Annotated in this window: 13 protein-coding genes; 3 read left to right on the forward strand and 10 right to left on the reverse strand. The window is 73.1% G+C overall.

All coding sequences use genetic code 11. The features are described from left to right. On the reverse strand, positions 1-1933 hold a 1933-nt coding region (locus G6O68_RS15285), incomplete at its 3' end, for a hypothetical protein (RefSeq protein WP_165249291.1). A 238-nt stretch (positions 1934-2171) separates the two neighbouring features. Between G6O68_RS15285 and G6O68_RS15290 the strand changes: the two genes are divergently transcribed. Next, complete coding sequence (locus G6O68_RS15290) at positions 2172-3158, forward strand: GNAT family N-acetyltransferase (protein WP_165249293.1); 987 nt, start codon at positions 2172-2174, stop codon at positions 3156-3158. Here the strand turns inward: G6O68_RS15290 and phoU are convergent. The 3 genes from phoU to guaB form a co-directional block, all read right to left on the reverse strand. After that, entirely contained in the window at positions 3127-3846 is a 720-nt protein-coding gene (gene phoU, locus G6O68_RS15295) for a phosphate signaling complex protein PhoU (protein WP_165249295.1), read from the reverse strand. The two genes, G6O68_RS15290 and phoU, sit on opposite strands and share 32 nt — an antisense overlap. Before the next feature lie 336 nt (positions 3847-4182). Further along, positions 4183-6504, reverse strand: coding sequence for a hypothetical protein (locus G6O68_RS15300; protein ID WP_165249297.1), 2322 nt, complete (start codon positions 6502-6504; stop codon positions 4183-4185). Between the two features lie 371 nt (positions 6505-6875). Next, entirely contained in the window at positions 6876-8384 is a 1509-nt protein-coding gene (guaB, locus tag G6O68_RS15305; RefSeq protein ID WP_165249299.1) for an IMP dehydrogenase, read from the reverse strand. 339 nt (positions 8385-8723) lie between these two features. On the opposite strand from guaB, the gene G6O68_RS15310 reads away from it, so the two are divergent. Both G6O68_RS15310 and G6O68_RS15315 read left to right on the forward strand, forming a co-directional pair. Further along, positions 8724-10034, forward strand: coding sequence for a DUF3466 family protein (locus tag G6O68_RS15310; RefSeq protein ID WP_165249301.1), 1311 nt, complete (start codon positions 8724-8726; stop codon positions 10032-10034). Positions 10035-10151: 117 nt separating this feature from the next. Next, positions 10152-11219, forward strand: a complete 1068-nt coding sequence (locus tag G6O68_RS15315) for a hypothetical protein (RefSeq protein ID WP_165249303.1) — start codon at positions 10152-10154, stop codon at positions 11217-11219. A 46-nt stretch (positions 11220-11265) separates the two neighbouring features. Here the strand turns inward: G6O68_RS15315 and G6O68_RS15320 are convergent, their stop codons facing one another. The 6 genes from G6O68_RS15320 to G6O68_RS15345 all read right to left on the reverse strand — a co-directional run bounded on the left by G6O68_RS15320 (position 11266) and on the right by G6O68_RS15345 (position 21087). After that, entirely contained in the window at positions 11266-11568 is a 303-nt protein-coding gene (locus tag G6O68_RS15320) for a hypothetical protein (protein WP_165249305.1), read from the reverse strand. Between the two features lie 96 nt (positions 11569-11664). Then, positions 11665-13551 carry a heavy metal translocating P-type ATPase gene (locus G6O68_RS15325; RefSeq protein WP_165249307.1) on the reverse strand — a complete coding sequence of 629 codons (1887 nt, stop codon included), beginning with the start codon at positions 13549-13551 and terminating at the stop codon, positions 11665-11667. A gap of 223 nt (positions 13552-13774) precedes the next feature. Further along, on the reverse strand, positions 13775-15253 hold the full coding sequence (locus tag G6O68_RS15330; protein ID WP_165249309.1) for a serine hydrolase domain-containing protein: 1479 nt from the start codon (positions 15251-15253) through the stop codon (positions 13775-13777). A gap of 86 nt (positions 15254-15339) precedes the next feature. Then, positions 15340-17016: a GxGYxYP domain-containing protein gene (locus tag G6O68_RS15335; RefSeq protein ID WP_165249311.1), complete on the reverse strand. Its 1677-nt coding sequence runs from the start codon at positions 17014-17016 to the stop codon at positions 15340-15342. Between the two features lie 107 nt (positions 17017-17123). After that, positions 17124-18314, reverse strand: coding sequence for a pyridoxal phosphate-dependent aminotransferase (locus tag G6O68_RS15340; protein WP_165249313.1), 1191 nt, complete (start codon positions 18312-18314; stop codon positions 17124-17126). A gap of 304 nt (positions 18315-18618) precedes the next feature. Then, positions 18619-21087 (reverse strand): hypothetical protein, encoded by a 2469-nt coding sequence (locus G6O68_RS15345; protein WP_165249315.1) that lies wholly within the window; start codon positions 21085-21087, stop codon positions 18619-18621. Between the last annotated feature and the right edge of the window lie 151 nt (positions 21088-21238).

The following is a 21238-nucleotide window of genomic DNA, read 5'->3' on the forward strand; positions in this document are numbered from 1 at the left end:
TACGGATACGGGATCGTCGAGCGGCTGCGATCGGGGCGGGGGGCTCCTCGGCCTCGCCGGGCCCGTCGCCCCCCGAGGCGCGGGGCGGGGCGTAGCGGTCGAGGATCCTCTGGACCTCGACGCCGGGGGGCGCGGCGATCACGTCGACCGGGTCGTTGCCGCTCGTGACGATCGTCAGCGAATCCAGGCCGGCGACGGGGGCCTCGCTCGCGTAGTCGACCCGGGAGGCGAGGTCGCCGGCCCCTCGCGTCATGATCACGACGTCCGCCTTGTTCGCGATGGTGGTCGCGACGAAGGTCGGCCGGTCCGCCCGCGAGCCGATGAGCAGCGTCCCTTCGCCGCCTTCGGTCGGCGGTCCGGCGGCGACGAGGAAGCCCGGGTCGGCCGCGCCCTGGTAGTCGAAGGTGTAGTACTGCTCGATCGGGACGAGGTCGACGATCGAGCCGGGGGAGAGGCCCTCGTACGCCACGGCGCCCCAGGGCCTGGGCGAGAACGCGACCCTGGCGCTGAAGGCGATCACGCCCGAGCCGGGGCCGGTGGCGACGTGGTCCTCGCGGGAGAACGGGAGGGGGGGAGGCGGGGCGGGGCCTTCCGTCCGGGGCCGGTCGACGAGGGTCAGTCGGCTGGCCGGGTCGCCGGGGCCGGTCCAGCCGCCGTCGTAAATGAGCTTGCCGTCGGCGCCCAGGGGCAGGGGGCCGTAGACGGCGAGGTCGATCTCCAGCGCGTTGCCGAGGCCCCTCGGGGCCTTGTAGACGATCTCCCCGCCGAAATCCTGGGCCAGGTCGATCCGCAGGCTTGCTCCCTCGCCCGTGACCCCGGCGAGCGTGCTGAGACGGGGGTGAAAGTAATAAGAGAACGGGTTGACCGGGCTGACGAAGAAGCGGGCGTCCCGGGCGACGGTCCCCGCGGAGTCGTCGATCACGATCCGGCCGCGCCAGTATTCGTCCCATCCCACGCCGCCGGCGAGGGGGCTGATCGTCACGTCGTGGCGGATCTCCGCCGTCGAGCCGTCGCGCGTGAGGTTGACGACGCCGTCGCCGTTCAGGTTGCCGATCGAGATCCGGCTGGGGGTCCGCTTGATGTTGTACGTCGTCGCCCCGCCGCCGGAGAGGACCAGGACGTCATCCCACCACGGGCGATTCCCGCCGGACTCCCAGGGGTGGTACGGGGGGCGTTCGTCCGGGGCGACGTCGGCGTCGACGTCGAAGACGACGCGCCAGCTGCTCGGGGCCGAGAGCTGGACGCTGCCGGAGTGGGTCGAGCGCACGTCGAACCGCGTCGTCCCCTCGCTCGCGGCCGGGCCCTCGACGACGAGGTCGTCGATCCGGGCGAACGTGACGCCGCCGAAGCCGCCGGTCGCGGCCACGGCGTCCGAGGTGATCGTGTATTCGGCGGCCTGGCTGGAGCCGGAGTCGTCCAGCACCAGCCTCGCCCGCCTGGAGGGGGACTGGCCGTCGAGCTCCGCCACCTCGAAGACGACCGGGCCGGTGACGTCCTTCAGGCCGTTCGTCCCGTAGCCGCCGCCGAGGATGACCTGGAAGGCGTCGCTCCGCACGTCGAACCGCGTCGGCACGGCCGAGCTGAAGACCAGGATCGTCATGTCCTGGGCCGCGTCGAACGCGAGGCCGGTGATCCCCCGGACGCGGAACGAGCCGGTCCCGTCGCCGACGGTCGCCAGCCCGGCGTCGTTGGCGACGAGGCGGAACTCGTCGTAGCTCCCCGACCCGGTCGTCAGGAGGTAATCGCCGTCCGAGACCGAGACCTCGATGCGGCTCATGCTCGCCGATCCCGGGATCGCCACGGTCAGCAGCCCGGCGGCGTCGATCGAGGCCGAAGCGTCCAGGACGATCCGGCCTTCCAGGAGTTCGAGCCGACTGACCCGGGCGCGGCACCTGCGCGGCCGGCCGGCCGCCCCTCGCCCCGCGTTGCCCATCGAAGCCCCCTCGATGCCGAATCAATTCGTTGCACGACGGATGTCATGATAGGACCGAGGCGACGTCCCGCCAAGGGGCCGGTGCGGAAGATCGACGCGCCCCTTCGGGCGATCGGCCGGGGTCGGGGAATCGCGGCGGCGGGGCCGGGCGCTTAGAATGGGGAGGGCTCCGGACCGGGCGTCGCGACGGTCGCGGCGGGGGGCGGCGGGCCGGCTCTTGCGGCGGCGATGAATGGGCGTGTCCAACCTCCAGGTCCTGAGATGCCCGGACGAGGAGCGCGGTCGGGCGCTGGAGGTGCTGTATCAGGGCCTGGAGGCCCCGGTCCGCGAGGCGCTGGTGGCGCAGGCGCTGGAGGACGACCTGGCGGGGCGGGTCGACCTGTCGGGGCTCTGGATCGCCCGCCGCGGGGGCTGGGCCGGGTCGCGTCGGCCGGTCGGCGTGCTGCTGACGCAGAAGCTGCCCGGCCGGGCGGCGGCGGTCTGGGCACCCCACGCGGCGACGGCCTGGGGCCGCGCCGAGGTCGCCGCCGGGCTCGTCCGGGGGGCGCTGGAGGGGCTTCGCGAGTCCGGCGTGGCGATCGCGCAGGCGGTGCTGGACGAGGGGGCCGACCCGAGGGAGGGGCAGGACCTGGCCCGGGGGGGGATGCCCCGGGTCACCACGCTGACCTACCTGCGTCGCGATGCGACGGCGCTGCTCCCTTCGCCGTCGTCGCCGCGACTGGAGTGGCGGGGGATGGACGAGGCGGGGGAGGGCGCCTTCGTGGACGCGCTGGCGGCCACCTACGCCGGGAGCCTGGACATGCCCGAGCTGGAGGGCTCCCGGTCGCTCGACGAGGTGCTGGCGGGCCACCGGGGGGCCGAGGGCCACGAGCCGTCGCGATGGCGGCTGGGCCGCTCGCCCGACGACCCCGACGCCCGCGCCGTGCTCCTGCTCGCCGCCGCGGCCGATCGCGACGCGTGGGAGGTGGTCTACCTGGGGCTGACGCCCGGGGCGCGGGGGCGGGGCTTCGGCGTGCAGGCGGTGGCGCACGCCCTGGAGCTGGCGCGGCCGCACGCCTCGGCGATCGAGCTGGCGGTGGACGAGCGCAACGAGCCGGCCGCCCGGCTGTATCGCCGGACCGGCTTCGTGCCGCTCGGCCGCCGGGCGGTGCACCTGGCGATCCTCGCGCGGGCGGGCGGGGGCGGGGGCGGCCTCAACGGCGGCTCGGGGCCTCGCCTTCCTTGAGGTAGACGACGACCTCGGCGATCCGGGCGGCGTGGTCGGCGATCCGCTCCAGGTTGCGGGCGGTGCTGACGAACCGGAGCCAGGCGTCGACCCGGCCGGGGTCGTCCACGATGTCGCGCTTCAGGCCGGCGACCACCGAGCGGTAGGAGCGATCGACGGCGAAGTCGGCCTCGATGACCGAGCGGGCGAGGGCGACGTCCGCGCGGGTGAGGGCGTCGAGGCCGCGGCGGACCTGGGCGAGGGCGGCGGTCGCCAGGTTCTCCAGCGGCTGGGGGATCGGGAACGCGCGGGGGTCGTCGGCGAGCTTGCCGACGCGCTTGGCGATGTGGCGGGCGAGGTCGTCCAGGCGCTCGAGGTCGGCGTTGATCTTGAGGACGGCGGCCACGCGGCGGAGGTCGGAGGCGACCGGCTGGTGCAGGGCCAGCACGCGGACGCACTCGCGCTCCAGCGTCACCTCCCACAGGTCGACGTCGGGCTTGCGCAGGCGGATCTCCTCCGCCAGGCCCACCTCGCCGTCGCAGAGCGCCTGGATGCTCCGCTCCAGGTCCTCCTCGACCACGGCGGCCAGCCGGAGCACGTCGGCCCAGAGCGACTCCAGGTCGCGCAGGAAGTGCCGGCCGACCGAGGTCCTGGGCTCGTCCCAGGTCCAGGGCGACGGCGATACGACCGCCTTCGACTCCTCGCGCATCCTCCCACGCCCCCCGCTGGATCCCCCGTCCGCGATCACCCCTTTTCGAAGGGTACGGGATCACGCCCATGGCGACAACGGGCGGGCTGCAATCTGAATGAAGAATTCATAATTGCGATCGAGGGGGCCGAAGGTCGTGGCGTCCGGGCTGCGTGCGGCGGACGGCCGAGTTCTCCGGATGGCCCTCGTGCTCGTCCTCCCCCTCATCCGGCCCTTCGGGCGGGAAGGGCTTGGAGATGTCGGGCGGGGCGTTCGAAACGGCGACGGGCCCCGGGAGTCGTGATTTCCCGGGGCCCGCCGTCCGGAGCGTCGATCGGCCTTGGCGGCCGGTCGGGCTCAGTACTTCATGCCCTTGAGGGGCGGGCCGGTGCCGTGGAGGGGGAGGTAGTACATGTCGGTCGGGATCTTGTCGCCGGGCCGCCAGTAGCCGAGGTCGTACTGGGCCTCCCACGGGGGATCGACGACCATGGCGTACGGCAGGGTCAGGATCTGGAAGGCGAACATGCCCATCGAGGCGAACGGCTGGGCGATCTGGTTCCGCTGGGTGCTCTGCTTGTGGTTGTCGACCGGGTAGGCGAAGAACCGCCCCTTGGGCCCGATGTAGTTCTCGACGCTGTGGCCGTAGCGCTCCAGCATCGGGTCCTGGAAGTAGAGCGGCAGGTGGCAGGTCGCCGCGGCCGACCAGTACTTGCGCTGGGGGCTCCAGGTCCGGGCGCCCAGCGGGACCCAGTCCTCGGGGACGGGGATCGCGGAGATGGCGCGGGCCTCGGCCGGGCTGGGGGCGCGGCTGATGTCGATCTGGGTCTGGGTCCGGACGTCGGAGACCAGGTCGTCGGACCCGGAGCCGGGCTCGGCCTCGCGCTCGACGGGCGCGGCCGGCTGACGCTGCATGGTGCGCGAGGCGATCCGGTCGCGGTCGGCCTCTTCCTGCCGGAGCCGGGCCGCCTCGATCTTCCGCTCCAGCTCGGGCGAGAGGATCGACCGGGGTGCCGCTCGGGTGGGCACGAAGCCCGAGCCCGACGACGCGACCGGCGCCGGCGAGAAGTCGGGGACGGCGACCGGGGCCGGGGCGGGCGCCGGGGCCGGCGTGGGGGTCGGCGTCTCGGCGACGTCGTCCGGCAAGGTCGGCAGGTCCTCGGCCGGCTCGGGGAGGCCCTCCTCGACCGGCGCGGGCGCGGCCTCCTGGGCCGGCTCGGCGGCGGGGACCGGCTCGGCGGCCGGGGCCTGGACCGGGGCCGGCTCGTCCAGCGGCTCGGGCTGGGCGGCCAGGGCGGCGGGGCGGCGGCCCGGGACCGGGGCGGGCCGGTCCTCGACGGCGGGGGCGGGGGCCGCCTCGCCGGGGAGCACGGGCAGCTCCTCCAGGTCCCGATCCTCGGCCGGGGCTGGCTGGGCGGCCGGCGTCTCGGGCTCCATCGGGAGATCGCCGCGGAGGTCGGCCGGCAGCGCCGGGAGGTCCAGGGCCGGGTCGTCGAGGCTCGTCGTCGGGGCCTCGTCGTAGGCCGGGGCCGGGGCCGAAGCCGGGGCCGGGGCGGCGAGGGGCTCGTCGACCAACTCGGGCATGGCCGGGGCGGCTTCGGCCGCCGGGGCCGGGGCGGCACCGAGGTCGGGCAGGGCCGGCACGGCTTCGGCCGCCGGGGCCGGGGCCGGGGCGGCACCCAGGTCGGGCAGGGGGGCGGTCACGTCGCGGGGCGCGGGGGCGGCCGGGACGGGCGCGGCGAGCGGCTCGTCGAGCGGGGCCTCCAGGTCCTCGGGACGCTCCAACTCGATCGGGGCCGGGGCCGGGGCCGGTTCAGCGGCCGGAGCCGGTTCGGCGGCCTTGGGGGCGGCGGAGCGAGTGAGGGCCGGGTCGACGGCCGGCGGCGCGTCGAGCGCCGGCAGGGGCGAGGTCAGGTCGGCCTGGGCCTCCAGGGCGGCGACGGCGGCGTCCGGCGCCGACTCGGGAGCCGGAGCCGGGGCCGGCGCGGGGGCCGGGGCCAGGTCGGCCGATTCCATGCGGGCGACCGGCGGGGCGGTCGGCAGGGGTTCGAGGGGCGCCGCCTGGGCGATCTCCAGCGGGGCGATCTCCCGAGCGGGGGCGGGCGAGGGCGTCGCCGCGGGGCCTTCGGGGATCGCCGGGAGCGTCGCGGGGGCGGAGGCGGTGCGAGAGGGGGCCCGGCCGGAGGGGGCGGGGACCTCGGCGCCGGCGAGCTGGATCGGCTCGGCCCGGTCGTCGCCCTCGCGGGGGGCGGGGGCCTTCCGGGCGGCCGGGGCCGCGGCGAGGGCGGGCTCGGCGGCGGCCGGGGCGAAGCCGCCGGAGCGGAGCGGACGTCGGCTGAGGGCGTAGGGCTTCTCGGAGCCGATCGACTCGCGAGTGCCGCGCTGGGCGCGCTCCAAGGCCTGCTTGAGCTTGACGCGCTCGGGCTCGTTCAGCTCGGCCTGGCGCTTCTCCGCCTCGCGGAGATACTTCAGCGCCCGGTCGTACTCCTGGTATTCGATGTAGTCCAGGCCGTTGCGCAGGAGGTGTCGGGCGCCCCGCGCGGCGGCCATGCCGAAGCCGGCGTCGGACTCCCCGATCGCGCCGGCGCCCGCGGGCGGCGGGGACTGCTGGGCCGAGACCGTCGAGGCCGAGAGGACGGCCCCGAGGATCGTCGTGGTCAATGCCGAGGTTGTGCGACGCAAGCCACGCCTCCTTGCTTTCCTGGAACGCGCGACGCCCCGGGGAGGGGGAGCGAACCCCCGACCCCGACCCGCCGGCTCGTCAACGGACCCCGGCCGACGGCGCGACTTCTGGAGTCCGCGCCGGCCCGGGTCGAAAACCGTCGATGCTGCTTCCCGAAGCCCCCCGGGCGGGGGGCCGGCTCGGCGGGCGGACGACCGTGTCCCTCCCTCCGACGCCCTTTTCTGCTGGATCCGTTCGACTTGAGCTTGGCTTCGATCCGATGCGATGCGGCCGCGAGGGCGACCACTCCCCAACAGACGGCCCGAGGGCCCGACTTCCCGACGCCGCCGGGGCATTCCGCCCCGGCCTCGATCCTGCCGGCGATCGCGGATCAGACCGAGGAGCGGCCGCCGTCGGACTCGCCGCTGTAGCTTGAGTAGTTCGGGGCTTCTTGGGTGATGGCGATGTCGTGCGGGTGGCCTTCCTGCACCGAGGCGGCGGTCACCTGGATGAACCGGGCCTGGGTGCGCAGGTCGTCGATGGTCTTCGTCCCGCAGTAGCCCATGCCGGCCCGGAGGCCCCCCACCAGCTGGAACACGTAGTCGGAGAGCGGGCCCTTGTAGGGGACCCGGCCCTCGACGCCTTCGGGGACGAGCTTCGGGGGGGAGGCGGTCTTGCCGGCGTCGGCCGGCCGGGTCGCCTCCTGGCGGTAGCGTTCGTGCGAGCCCCTGGCCATGGCGCCCAGCGAGCCCATGCCGCGGTAGCTCTTGAAGCTGCGGCCGCGGTAGATGATCGTCTCGCCGGGGCTCTCGGCCAGGCCGGCGAACAGGCCGCCGATCATGACGCAGTGGGCGCCGGCCGCGATCGCCTTGGTGATGTCGCCCGAGTAGCGGATCCCGCCGTCGGCGATGATCGGGGTCGAGCCGCCGACGGCCTTGGAGGCCGCGGCGATCGCCGTCATCTGGGGCACGCCCACGCCCGAGACCACCCGCGTCGTGCAGATCGAGCCCGGCCCGATCCCCACCTTGATCGCATCGGCCCCGGCGTCGGCCAGGGCCTTCGCCCCCTCGGCGGTGGCGACGTTCCCCGCCACGACCTGGATCTCGAACTCGCGCTTGATCCTCCGCACCGTCTCCACCACGTTCTTGCTGTGCCCGTGCGCCGAATCCACGATCAGGACGTCGACGTCCGCCTCCAAAAGCGAGGCGATCCGCTCGTAGTCGTGCACGCCGACCGCCGCCCCGGCCCGCAGGCGCCCCCGGGCGTCCTTGCAGGCGTTGGGATAGCGGTGCAGCTTGTCGATGTCCTTGATCGTGATGAGGCCCTTCAGTCGATATTCATCGTCAACCAGGAGAAGTTTCTCGACCTTATTCTTCGTCAGAATCCGATCGGCCTCTTCCAGGCTGGTGTCGGCCGGGGCGGTGACCAGGTTCTCCTTGGTCATGACCTCCTCGATCCGGAGCTCGTTCGACTCCAGGAACCGGAGGTCGCGGCGGGTGAGGATCCCCCGCAGCCGGCCGCCGACGGTGATCGGCACGCCCGAGATGTTGTGCCCGCCCATGATCTGGCGGGCCTCGCCCACCGTGGCGTCGGGGGGCAGCGTGATCGGGTCGACGATGATCCCGTTCTCGGACCGCTTGACCTTGTCGACCTCGCGGGTCTGCTCCTCGATCGACATGTTCTTGTGGATGACGCCGAGGCCCCCCTCCTGCGCCAGCGCGATCGCCAGCTCGGCCTCCGTCACCGTGTCCATGGGGGACGACAGGATCGGCAGGTTGAGCGCGATCCGGGCGGTCAGGTGGGTCCGGACGTCGACCTCGCGGGGGAGGTAGTCGGAGTATCCCGGCTCGAGCAGGACGTCGTCGAAAGTGATGCCTTGATAGGCGATGCGTTCGTGCATCGGGAAAAGCTCCGCTTCAAGCCCGACCCGCAGGCCGAACGGCGCCGCACGATGCGACGCGATCTACAACGATCGACGATTTCTAGACGGACGAGACGTGGATGTCGGTCGGGCCCGTGGTCGTCGATCGAGGTCGGGAGGATCTGGTGCCTTTCCTTCGACATTAAACCCGCCGCGACCGGAACCGACAAGGCCAACCGTCGCGGTCGCCCCGCCTCGCACGCCCGTTCCTCTTGACCGATCCTGAAACTTCGCTCATTTTCCCGGCCTGCCGAGCGCCTGCATCAATCCGCGAAATCCGCGGCGGGGGCGTCCGGATCGGGCAGGGAGGAGCCTCGGATGATCTTGCGACGGAATCGCGGCGGCCGGACCCGGATCGTCGCGGCCCTGGCGGCTTCGGCCTGGCTCGCGGCCCCGGCCTGGGGGTCTCCGACCTACAGCATCCGGCGGATGGAGAACGTCAACTTCTCCCGGCCGAACGACTCGGGGCAGGTCGTCTCGGACTACGGCTACGGCAGCCAGGAGTTCTTCCTCGCCGACGGCTTCGGTCCCCGGGCGGGCTCGCCGGGGCGGACGATCGCCGAGGGGACGCCGGACGCGCACCTCCTGGGGGGGCCCATCACCGACGACCGCGCCATCTTGCTCAACAACCGGGAGCAGGGGGCCACCATGGTGCTCGTCCCGGCGAGCACCATCCGCCCCGGCGCGACCGGGAGCGCCGGCCAGGCGGCCCTGCTCGATGGCGGGGCCGTCACGCTGCTGGGGACGCTGGGAGGGCTGCACAGCGCCCCCAGGGCCCTCAACGACTCGGGACAGGTCGTCGGCCGGTCGAATCTCGGGGACGGGTCCGTCCACGCCTTCCGCTCCAGCGGCGGGACCATGCAGGACCTGGGAGCCCTCCCCGGCGGGGGCTCCTCGTACGCGACGGCGATCAACAACGCCGGCGACGTCGTCGGCTACTCGGCCGTCGGGCCGTCTGCGAACCTGTCGGCCCCCTCCTACTGGAACGGGGCGCGATTCTGGGAGACCCTCGACCAGCCCGACGGCTCCGCCGTCAGCCGGGAGGCGACCACCCACGCCGTGCTCTTCCGCGACGGCCAGGTCGTCGACCTGGGGACGCTCGGCGGGGGGTCGAGCTACGCCAGCGGGATCAACGACGCCGGCCTGATCGTCGGGACCGCCGAGACGGCCTCGGGACAGAGCCGCGCGTTCGCCTACCAGGACGGCAAGATGACCGACCTGGGCGTCCTGACCGGGACGCCCCCGTCGATCATCGGCCGGGATGGGGAGAGCACGGCGCTCGACGTCGACGACCTGGGGCGGATCGTCGGCTCGGCGAACGGGCGGGCGTTCCTCTACCAGGACGGCAAGATGGCCGACCTGAACGACTTCGTCACGCTCCCGCCCCACACGACCCTGGTGGCGGCTTACTCGATCAACAACCTCGGCCAGATCATGGCCGGGTCGATCCGCTTCAACGAGGACGGTAGCCTGGGCCAGGATGGTTTCGACACCTACCTGCTGACCCCGACCGAGCTGGGCGCCCCGAACTACGCCATCGAGACCCCCGAGCCGACCGCCCTGGCCCTCCCCCTGCTCGCCGCCGCCTGGATGGGCGTGCGGGCCCTCCGCCGCCGCGACCGCCGCTGAAGGATGGCCCCGGCCCCCTTCGCGTCGTCGGTACGCCTTTGAAGTCCGCCCCGCGCCGTCCTAAGCTCTCATGGTGGGTCGCATCGATCGACTGTGGCAAGAACGGGGACGTGACGCATGAATCGTCGAACGGGGATGGCGGGGCTGGCGCTAGCGGCGGGTCTCCTGGCCGGGGCGCCGGCCGGGGCGCAGATGATGTATCCGGGCGGCTACGGCGGCTACGGCATGAGCCGGTGGGGGGCGGACCCTGGCGCGGGCTACATGGCGGGGCTGGGCGCCTACGCCCGCGACAAGGGGGTCTACCAGGTGGAGAAGGCCAAGGCCGACGCCATCAACCTCCAGACCATGATCAAGTGGAACCAGGCCCTCCGCGTCCGCCAGGCCCAGCTCCGCGCGGACAAGGCCAAGGAGGACGCGAGGCGCGACGCCGAGCGCGAGACGCGCGTGGAAGTCCGCGAGGCGCGCGACGGCACCACGCTCAACAACCTCCTGATGCAGATCCTCGACTCCGACCCCGGCGCGGCCCACGCCGGCCGGACGGCCACGCCGCTGAGCGAGGCGGCCATCCGCGAGATCCCGTTCGAATGGGACAGCGAGGCGATCAGCCTTTGCCTGGACCAGATGACCGGCGACGGCCCCGTCCCGTCGCCCCTGGCCGACGACCGCTACGCGGCGGACCGGGCCGCGGTCAAGGAGGCGGTCGACGCGGCCGTGGCCGAGGACCTGAAGGGCGCCGTCGCCCCCGCCACGCTCGACCGCGTCCGCGCCGCGACCTCGAAGCTCCGGGCCGACTTCGCCGCCCACGCCTCCGAGCTGGACCCGGGCTACCTGGACGCGAAGGACTACCTCACCACGCTCGACGGCCTCTCGCGGCTGCTGGGCGACCCCAGCATGAAGGCCCTGCTGGAGCGGCTCGAAGCCGGCCAGGAGCGGACCGTGGGGGACCTGATCGCCTTCATGAACTCGTTCAACCTGCGGTTCGGCCCGGCGACCACCGAGCGCCAGGTCGAGATCTACGAGCGGCTGATCCCGGCGCTCGCCGCGATCCGCGACGCCGCCGTCGCCGCCCGCACGACCCAGCCCGCCCCGGCCGACCCCGACGGCGCGGCCCTCCGCGCGGCGGCCTCGGCCGCGTTCAAGGGGATGGACTGGAAGGAGCTCGACGCCCACGCCAAGAGCCGCTGACCGGCCGTTGATCGACGCGGGGCGGGGCGGCCCGACGCCCCCCGCCTCACGGGATCGCGGCCCAGAAGAAGACGAGCACCGCCGCGATCACGATCAGCCACGCCAGGCCCCGCACGGTCGACAGGCTGGCGAAGCTCCCGGTCGCCGCGGCGAAGGCCGCGCCCAGGCCGAGGAAGGACCCCGCCAGGCCCGCCTTCGCGACGATCCGGACCGTGCCGAACGCGTCCGCGCCGAGCACGTACGCGCACCCCGCGCCCGCCAGCAGGCCGACGCCGAGCCCGAGCATGGGGATGGCCGCAGTCCGCGCCGCCCTCGCGTTGAGCCGCCGCCCGAATTCGAAAGGATCCATGCCGCCCCCCTCTTCCGGTCGATCGACCGACCCCGAGCCTATCACCGGCCCCGTCCTGGGACAAGTGTAGGCTGAGCCGAAGGCCCCGGGCCCGCGTCAGCGCGAGGCGTCGCGGGGCTTCGGGCCGTAGTCGGTGAGGGTGCGGGGGGGGACGGCGGCGCGCAGGGCGTTGAGGACGGCGACGACGTCGATGACCTCCTGCGTGATCGCCCCGGCGGTGGGGGGGAGATGGCCCGCCGCCGCGACGCCCATGCCGATCAGGCTCAGCGCCATGCCGCCGACGGCGCTCTGCAGGGCGATCGTCCGCATCCGGCGGCCGATGTGCAGCAGCTCGTCCACGCGCTCCAGCGAGCTTTCCAGGATCACTGCACCGGCGGCCTCGGCGGTGACGTCGCTGGCCTGGCCGAAGGCGATCCCCACGGTCGCGGCGGTCAGGGCCGGGGCGTCGTTGATTCCGTCGCCCAGGAACACGGTGTCGGCCTTCGCGGTCGCCTCGCGCACCAGGGCCAGCTTCTGCTCCGGGCTCTGGGAGGCGAACACCTCGTCGATGCCGACCTTCTCGGCCAGGTAGCGGACCTCGCTCTCGCGGTCGCCCGAGACCATCAGGATGCGGGTGAACCCGTGCCTGGGCCGCAGGTGCCGGATGAACGGCCGGCCCTCCTCGCGGGGCTCGTCGCGGAACCGCAAGGTCGCCGCGTAGCGGCCGTCGACCAGCGCGACGCACTCCAGCCCCCCCGCCGGCGGCGGCAGCGCCGCGGCCGACTCCGGCGACTGCGCCGCCAGCTTCTTCCTGCTGGTCACCTGGATGGACCGCCCGCCGACCTCGCCGCGCAGGCCCTCGCCGGGACGCTCGCCGACCTCCTCGGCCTCGTGCAAGGCCAGCCCGGCCTCGGCCGCCCCCTCGACGATCGCCGAGGCCAGCGGGTGCCGCGAGTAGCGCTCCAGGCTGGCGACCGCCGCGAGCGCCTCGTCGGCGGTGAAGCCCGGCGCGGGGAGGACCTCGATCAGCTTCGGCTTGCCGTAGGTGAGCGTCCCCGTCTTGTCGAAGATCGCCACCCGGCAGGTCCCGACCCGCTCCAGCACGGCCGGGTCCTTGATGATGATCCCCCGACGCGCCGCCAGCGACACCGCGCCGATGATCGCCGTCGGGATCGCGATCAGGAGGGGGCAGGGGGTGGCCACCACCAGCACGGCCAGGAACCGCACCGGGTCGCCGCTGAACGCCCAGGCCCCGATCGCGATGGCGACGGCCAGCGGCGTGTAGATCGCGCCGATCTGGTCGCCCAGCCTTCGCAGCCGGGGCCGGCGCTGCTCGGACTCGCGCATGACCTCCATGATCTTGGCGTACCGCGAGTCGACGGCGGACTTCTCCGCCCGGATCGTCAGCGCCCCCTCGCCGTTGATCGCGCCGGAGAGCACTTCCGACCCGGCGGCCTTGGGGAGCAGGTAGGGCTCGCCGGTCAGGTACGCCTCGTTCATCGTGCTCCGGCCTTCGAGGACCACGCCGTCGACGGGGCAGGTCTCGTGCGGGAAGACGACGAGGGCGTCGCCGACCGCCACCTCGGCCAGCGGCACGTCGACCAGGCCGCCGTCCGCCTTGCGGTGGGCCGTCGACGGCATCCGCTTCGCCAGCGCCTCCAGCGCGTACGAGGCCCGCCGCACCGCATACGACTCCAGCGCCTGCCCGCCCGAGAGCATCAGCACCACCAGCGTCCCGGCGAGGTATTCCCCCAGGATCACCGACGTGACGATCGAGATCCCCGCCAGCAGGTCCGAGCTGAACTCCAGCCGGACGAGCTTCGCCCCCAACTCCAAAACCAGCGGCGCCCCGCACGCGAGCGCGACCCACAACGGCACGTCCTGAGCCGCCCCGCCGAAGCCGAACCGGAGGATCAGGTGCACGGCGATCGCGACCACGGCGACCGCCGCGATCACGATCTCTTTCGATAAACCCGCGAAGGCATCAAAGCGCGTTTGATTCATGCCGTGAGCCGAGCTGGAATCCCCTTCCCCCCTGGTGGGGGAAGGTGGCCCGGAGGGCCGGATGAGGGGGACCATCAAGGCGGACGAGCAGGGAGGGCGACGGGATTCCGAAGGCGGATGACGCCGACGGCCTCCGTGCTCGCCCCCCCCCTCATCCGGCCTTCGGCCACCTTCTCCCACGGGGGGAGAAGGACGATTCGCGACGCCCGGGGGGCAATTCGGATTACTCCGCCTCGCCGACGAGCGCCGGGGCTTTGGTCGCGCCGAAGCCGACGTTCATCTCGGGGGCGACGGTGGCCTTGTCGCCGTCGAACTGGATGCGGTAGGTGAGTCGGAACGGGGTCTGGACGAGGACGACCTGGGCGGTCAGCACGTCGTCGGCCGTCCAGGCGGCGGAGGCGGCGACGGGCTGCTCGGGGAAGCCGCCGATCGCGGCGCGGGACTTGGCCCACGCGCCCCGGCCGCAGGGGATTCGGTGCTCGGCGCCGCCCGCGCGGAGGACCAGCGTCGTCGCGCCGTCGCCGGACTCGACCCGCAGGGATTCCAGCTTGCGCGGGTTGGGCTCGAACGCGAAGGTCCGGCCGACCGCCTTCACCGACGAGCCGGGCTCGGCGGCGCCCTCGGGGGTTCGCATCTTCAGGCCCTTGAGCGTTTGCGCGAGGGCCTCGCGGGCGGCCGGGTCGGCGGGGAGCGCGTCCTCGTGGAGCGCGGGCAGGAGCTTGTCCCAGGCGAGGTCGAGGACGGCCTGCATGTCCTTCACGGCGCTGGTGATCGCCAGCACGGCGTCCTGATCGGGCATGACGACGCAGTACTGGCCGAACGCGCCGTCGCCCCGATACGCGCCGTGGCGGGCCCGCCAGAACTGGTAGCCGTAGCCCTGCTCCCAGTCGCTCCGGGGATTGCTGCCGTTGGAGGTCTGGAGCGCCGTGGCGGCGTCCACCCAGGCCTCGGGGACGAGCTGCTTGCCGTTCCAGCGGCCCTTCTGGAGGTAGAGCTGCCCGAACTTGGCGATGTCCTCGGTGCGGACGCTGAGGCCGTAGCCCCCCAGCGAGACCCCTTGCGGGCTGGCGGCCCATTCCGGGTCCTCGATCCCCAGCGGCTCGAACAGGCGGGCCTGCAGGTAGTCGAGCACGGTCTGGCCGGTCGCCTTCTGGACGATGGCCGAGGCCATGTAGGTGCCCGACGTGTTGTACAGGAAGTGCGTCCCCGGCTTGTGCGGGACGGGGTGGGCGAGGAAGACCTTGGTCCAGACCTCCCCCTCGGGCCGCTTGGGCTCGTCCTGGTGGCCGGTCGACATCCGCAGCAGGTCGCTGACGCGCATCGCCTTGAGGTTGGCGGAGGGCTCGGCCGGGGCGTCCTCGGGGAAGAACTTCAGGACCGGGTCGTCGACGCTCAGCTTCCCCTCGGCGACGGCCAGGCCGACGGCGGTGGAGGTGAAGCTCTTGCTCAGCGAGTACAGCTCGTGGCGGGTCTCGGCGTCGTAGGGGGACCACCAGCCCTCGGCCACGACCTTGCCGTGGCGGACGAGCATCACGCTGTGGAACGAGTCGACCGCGTCGGCCGCGAGCACGAACTCCCGCAGGGCCTTCGACGACACCCCCTGCGCCTCGGGCTCGCCCCGCGAGAGGGGCTCGGCCGCCGTCGCCGCCGCCCCGAGACACGCCAGCAGGCCCGCCGTCCAGCCGATCCGATTCCGCAACATCGCCGCGCCCTCCCGCCCCGTCTCACCGCCCATCGACGCCGCGCCCATTGGACGCCGCGCCGGGGCGGGGATCAAGGGGCGGCCGCTCAGGGCCGGATTTCGCGGATCAAGCGGCGGGTCGGTTCCGGGGCCCGGCGTTCGCGGAGTCGCCAGAGGAGTTCCTCGGGGGCGACGGCTCGGACGGAGTCGGGCAGGCGTTCGGCGCACCAGGCGGCGGGGGCGTAGCCGCGGCGGGCGCCCCGGGCGCGGGCGTCGTCCTGGGGGGTGTTCTCGGCCTCCTCGTCGGGGCCGGGGGCGCGGAGGAACCAGGACCAGGCGTGCACGACGGCCCAGTCGAGGCGCGGGGCGTCGGTCGGAGGCGCGGCCTCGGCCGTCTCGCGGATCTCGCGGGCGACCTTGGCCGGGGTGCCGGCGCGGGGACGGTCGTTCGCCTCGGCCCAGATCGAATAGCGGGCGGTGACGACGGGGATCTCGACCCCGGCGCGGTCCTTGACCCAGAAGACCTCGCCGGCACCCCCCTCGTAGGGGGCGTACTGGAAGGCCAGGATTCCCAGCAGGCCGTCGACCTCGGCGGCGAAGACCTCGCAGGCCTTGCGGGCGTCGGCCGAGCGCGCGTCGGCGAAGTTGAAGCCGACGATCGGGGTCCCGTTCCGGGCCATCAGCTCGCCGGTGCGGCGGGCGTGGCGGGCCAGCAGAGCCCAGCGGTCGGGGCGGTCGCGGGCGAAGAGGTCGGGATAGTAATAGCCGCCCCCCCACTCCAGGAACGAGTCGGCCGCGCCCTGGGTGGCCGCGGCGTGGTCGACGGCCGCCGGGACGAGCTGCGTCAGGTGGGCGAAGCAGGTCGACCAGCCGAACGGGATCAGGCCGCGTTCGGGGCTGCGCCAGAACTCCGCGTTGCCGAAGAAGTCCCCCTCCAGCCACTGGACGTTGTCGCCGTCGGTGAGGACGAACGCGACGCCGCCCCGGCGGTCGTCCCAGTCGATCGAGCGCGGGTCGAACGGCCGCGTCTTGACCGGCGCGGCCCGGCGCGAGCCGGCCATGAGGACGGGCAGGTTCACGCACCAGTCGGTGGCGGTCTGGAAGTGGCCCTGGACGGTCGACGCCCGGGTCGTCTCGAACTCGTCGCCGCCGTTCCAGCCCAGTATCGGCGAGAGCGGCTCCAGCCACGCCAGGGCCTCGGCCGTGGTCGCGTCGTCCCCGTAGAGGGTGAACGCGCGGCGGGCGATCGCCAGGTCGCGGACGTTCGGCTTCTTCGGGTCCTGGCAGCAGAGCAGGCGGCGGTTGAACCGGTCGCGATAGGTGGCGAAGCACCAGGCCTGCGTCTTGCCGCGGGCGTCGGCCAGCAGGGCCAGCCCGCGCGCCCTGGCCTCGGGCTCCAGCTCCTCGTCGACGAGCACGCCGCCGAGCAGGCCGGCCAGGCTGGTCGCCACGTTCACCGAGAGGTCCGCGCCGGGGCGTCGGCCGTTGATCGGGCCCGGCGAATCGTCGCGGCGGTAGAGGATGTAACCCCGGACGATCCCCCGCGCCCGGAGGCGCTCCACCAGGTCCCACGGTTCGAAGACGCCCCGGAAGGCGACCGAGGGGAGCCGATTCAGGGTCCGCGCGTAGAGGGCTTCGACGTCGTCGTCGCCGGTCGCGACCCAGATCAGCTCGTCCCCCCGGCCCTCGTCCACGGCCGCCGCCGCCAGGCCGGCCGCCGACTGCATCAGCATCTGGTACGCCAGCCGGGGGGCGGGGAACCGCTCGTCCGAGGTCGTCCGCACCAGCGCCGCGGGGGGGGCCTGCTCGGGGAACCACCAGGGGGCGTCGTCGGCCCGGACGGGAGCGATCGCCGCCAGGAGGCCGACGGCCGCGACGAGCGCGAGCCGGGTCAGCGGAGGGCTTCCTTGAGGCCGCGGAGGACGTAGCGGTTCTCTGAGCGGGTGCGGGAGGCGATGCGGATGAACTTGCCGGGCTCGAGGCCCTTCTTGTCGTCGCAGGCGCGGGCGTAGATGCCGCGGCGGACGAGCAGGCGGCAGACCAGGTCCTCGGCGGTCATGTCGTCGCGGCGGAGTTCCAGCAGGGCGAAGTTGGCGTGGGTGGGGTAGGCGTGGACGCCCGGCAGGGTCGTCAGAGCCTTGAAGAAGCGATGCGAGTGGCGGACGTAGTGGACCCGCTTGCGCTCGTAGTCGACCTGGAACTCGGGGCGGGAGTACAGGTCGAAGAAGTATTCGGCCAGGCCCGAGGAGTTCCAGAGGTAGCCGTTGTCGAGCAGGGACCTGACCCGCTCCGGGGCCATCACGGCGTAGCCGGCGCGGATGCCGGCGACGCCGAAGTCCTTCGACATGGACTTCACGACCATCACGTTCGGGAACCGGTCCAGCTCGCGGGTCAGGCTGCGGAAGGCGAAGCCGTCCCCCTCGCAGGCGAAATGGATGAAGCTCTCGTCGACGAGGATGTTGGGCACCTCGCTCAGCTCTTCGAGCATCGCCGTGAGCTTGGCGTGGGGGATGTAGCCGCCGTCCGGGTTGTTGGGGTTGATGAGGACGATGGTGTCGGGCTTCTCCCGGCGCACGGTCTGGATGTACTCGCCGACGTCGAACCGGAAGTCGTCCTCCTTGCGCAGGACGTTGTAGACGACCTCGGTGTCGGGGCGGACGAACTCGTGGTAGGGGGAGAACGTGGGCAGGTTCACCAGGATCTTCCGGCCGGTGAAGCGGTGGAGGATGGCCTGGATGATCTCGATGGCGCCGTTGCCGATGAACAGGCGGTCGGCCGGGAGCCCCAGCACGTTCGCCAGCTTGCCGGCGATCACCCGGTTCTGCGACGGGTAGAACTCCAGCAGCTTGCGGAGCTTGCCCGGCCGGATCACCTCGCGATAGAGGTTGTCCAGGAACAGCTCGGTGGCGTAGGGGTTGGAGAGGAAGCAGGCGTCGACCCGCATCCGCAGCTCGGGGATCATCTTGAGGATGGTCGGCGCGCTGGGGGAGTGCGACCCGGCCTCCTGCTTGAGCCGCTTGAGCCGGTCGGCCAGGGCCGACTCGCGGGGGGAGAGCGGCCCCCGGCGGATGACGGGACGCATGTGGGCCTCGAGCCATCGGGCCGAGACGCCCAGATCGAACGGGCGGGGTTTCCCCGGTTGCAGCCGATTCGGCGTCTGACCGATCACGTCCACCTCGGTTTGGGTCGCTCGCGCGCGTCGCCCGCCGTCTCGCGGGGGTCGGGGCGTCGAGGGGGGATGCGATATCGACCGGGCCCCGCCGCGCGAATCCGCGGTCGCCGCCGCTCCGGCCTCCGAAGACCTACCGGACATCCTAGGATGTCCGGGCCTTCTCAGCAAGCACTTCGATCCTTCGGCGAGGGTTCACGATCGCGGGGGCCCCGACCTACGAACGGGCGTACGAGGTCCGGGCGACGATCCGCTCGGGGTTGAGCGTGTTGAGGCGCTGGTAGCCGGTGCGGGCGGTCCACCGCCAGAGCCCGGAGGCGCCGAAGTCGACGTAGTGCCAACCGTCGAGGGCGACGAGGATCGCGTCGGGATTGGCGGTGTTGATCCGGTTGATGCCGGCGGCCGCCGTCCACGACCAGAGCCCGTGCGGCCCGTAGTCGACGAACAGCTCGCCCGGCCCCCCGGGCGCGAAGCCCTCGGGGTCGGCGGTGTTGATCCGGCGGATGCCGGCGGCCGCCGTCCAGGCCCAGAGCCCGTGCGGCCCGAAGTCGATGAAGAGCGTGCCGTCGGCCGCGACCGCGAACTCCTCGGGGTCGGCCGGGTTGATCCGGTGGATCCCGCCGGCCGACGACCAGATCCAGAGCCCGTGCGGGCCGAAGTCGACGTAGAGCGTCCCCGGGCCCGCCGGCGCGAAGCCTTCGGGGTCGGCGGGGTTGATCCGGTTGATGCCGCCGGCGGCCGTCCAGGCCCAGAGGCCGTGCGGGCCGAAGTCGACGTACAGCGTGCCGTCCGCCCCCGCGGCGAACTGCTCCGGGTCGGCGGGGTTGATCCGGTTGATGCCGCCGGCCGAGGTCCACGACCAGAGCCCGTGCGGGCCGAAGTCGATGTACAGCGTGCCGTCGGGCGCGACCGCGAGGTTCTCGGGGTCGGCGGGGTTGATCCGGTTGAAGCCGGCGGCCTCGGTCCAGGCCCAGAGGCCGGCGGCGCCGTAGTCGACGTAGAGCGGCTCGACCGACCGCACCGACGTCGGCGGCGGCGGGGGCTGCGGCACGGTCACGGCGGCCTCGACGATCCTCAGCTCGTAGTCGGAGCCCGAGACCCGCCCCAGGTCGTCCGAGTACTCGCCGTCGCTCCCGCCGATCCCGATCTGGCCGTCGGGCTCGTCGAGCGGGATCGTCGCCGGGCCGAGGTCGTCGGCCACGCGCACATAATAGGCGCCGGCCGACGGCGCGGTGAAGGCGGCCTGCCCGTACTGGGAGCCGGACATGGCGGCCACGCGACGGCCCGCCGCGTCGTAGACGGCGACGATCGCGGGGCCGGCCAGGCCGCCGACGGACGGCAGCGAGGTCGAGACCGTGTAGACGTGCCCGGCGCGGGCGTCGATCCTGTAGTAGTCCTGGAGCGGGGCCAGGGTGGACCGCCTCGTGAAGACGCCCCCCGAAAACGCCACGGCCGGGCGGCCGGCGGCCTGGATGATGTTCCGGGCCTCGGCGTCCGCCGGGCTGGTCAGGGTCGCCCGCAGCCGGAACGCGGTGGACGGCACGATCGCCGTCGAGGGGCTGGTGAACGTGTAGTCGCGCTGGTCGTACGTCCCCACGCCGACCCAGAAGGTCCCCCCCACGGAGAAGGTCCGCCGGTAGTCCTCCTTGCTCCCGGAGCCCGCCGAGTCGTCGTCGGTGGCGATCAGGCGTCCCTGCGAGTCGAAGATCCTCAGGTAGCTGTCCACCCCGCGCTCGGAGGCGGTCGACCCGTCGCGGGTCACGATCCGCAGCGAGTCCCCCGCGAGGACGTCCAGGCGGAGCAGGTAGACCCCTCGCGAGGGGACCACCTTCATGTCGACGTAGCCGTCGCCCGACCCGCCGGTGAACAGGTCGTACCTGCGGTAGAAGCCCGAAGGGGCCGCCAGGACGCTCCAGCCCAGATCCTTGAGGATCGCCCATTCCAGCGCCCCGATCTCGCGGACGCCCCGGGGGATCTGGGCGTTCATGATCGACGTGACCCCGGTGAGGTGGCCGCTGCTCACCGCGACCGACGCCCCGCCGTTCGCCGCCCGCGCGTTCGGGCCCGTGAACAGGCCGTTCTGCACGAACCGGGCGAACGTCGGCTGGCCCCCCAGGAACCCCAGCGCGTGCAGGAACTCGTGGCGGGCGACGGCCAGGAAGTCGGTCCCCGACGACGAGCCCGGCGGCGCCGACCCGAAGTACCAGCCCGTGCTGCCGTCGTCGTCGAACTTCAGGTAGGCGACGTTCGGCGCGTAGTCGTTCGCCCCCTGGCCGCGCATCGCGTTGTTCGAGCCGGACGTCGACCAGAACCCGCCCCCCTGGCCGGCCGTGCTCCCCGAGAGCGAGTCCCCCCAGACGTAGATCTTGATCGTGTCCGCGGCCACGCTGGTGGTGCGGGTCACGCTCCCCGACGAGGTCGGCAGGGCGTAGCTCCGCGAGCTCACGGCCGCGAGCGCGTCCCCCAGCCGCGCGGCGATGGCGCGCAGGTCGGTCTCCAGGAGCGTCCGACGCGTCGAGGTGAAGAAGCCGTCGTCGAGCGAGTAGTCGAACTGCAGCGAGACGGCCAGCAGCCGCCGGTCCTCCAGCGACTCGATCGAAGGGAGGCGGCGGCGTCGCGCCGGCCGAGGACGGGTCGAGAACAGTCGTTCGAACGCCCGCCGGGTCCGCGTGCTCGTTCCATTCACGGTGTCGCACCTCCACGCGATGGTCGCATCGAGACGGCCTCGGCCCGAGGTCGCCCGGCGCCGGTCGTCGCGTGGATGTACGGGATCACGCTCCGGATGATTACAAAATTAAAAAAAGATATGTTTCGGCCCGTGGCGCGAAGCCCCCGGA

Origin of the sequence: Paludisphaera soli (assembly GCF_011064595.1) — a bacterium.
Classification (GTDB): Bacteria; Planctomycetota; Planctomycetia; order Isosphaerales; family Isosphaeraceae; genus Paludisphaera; species Paludisphaera soli.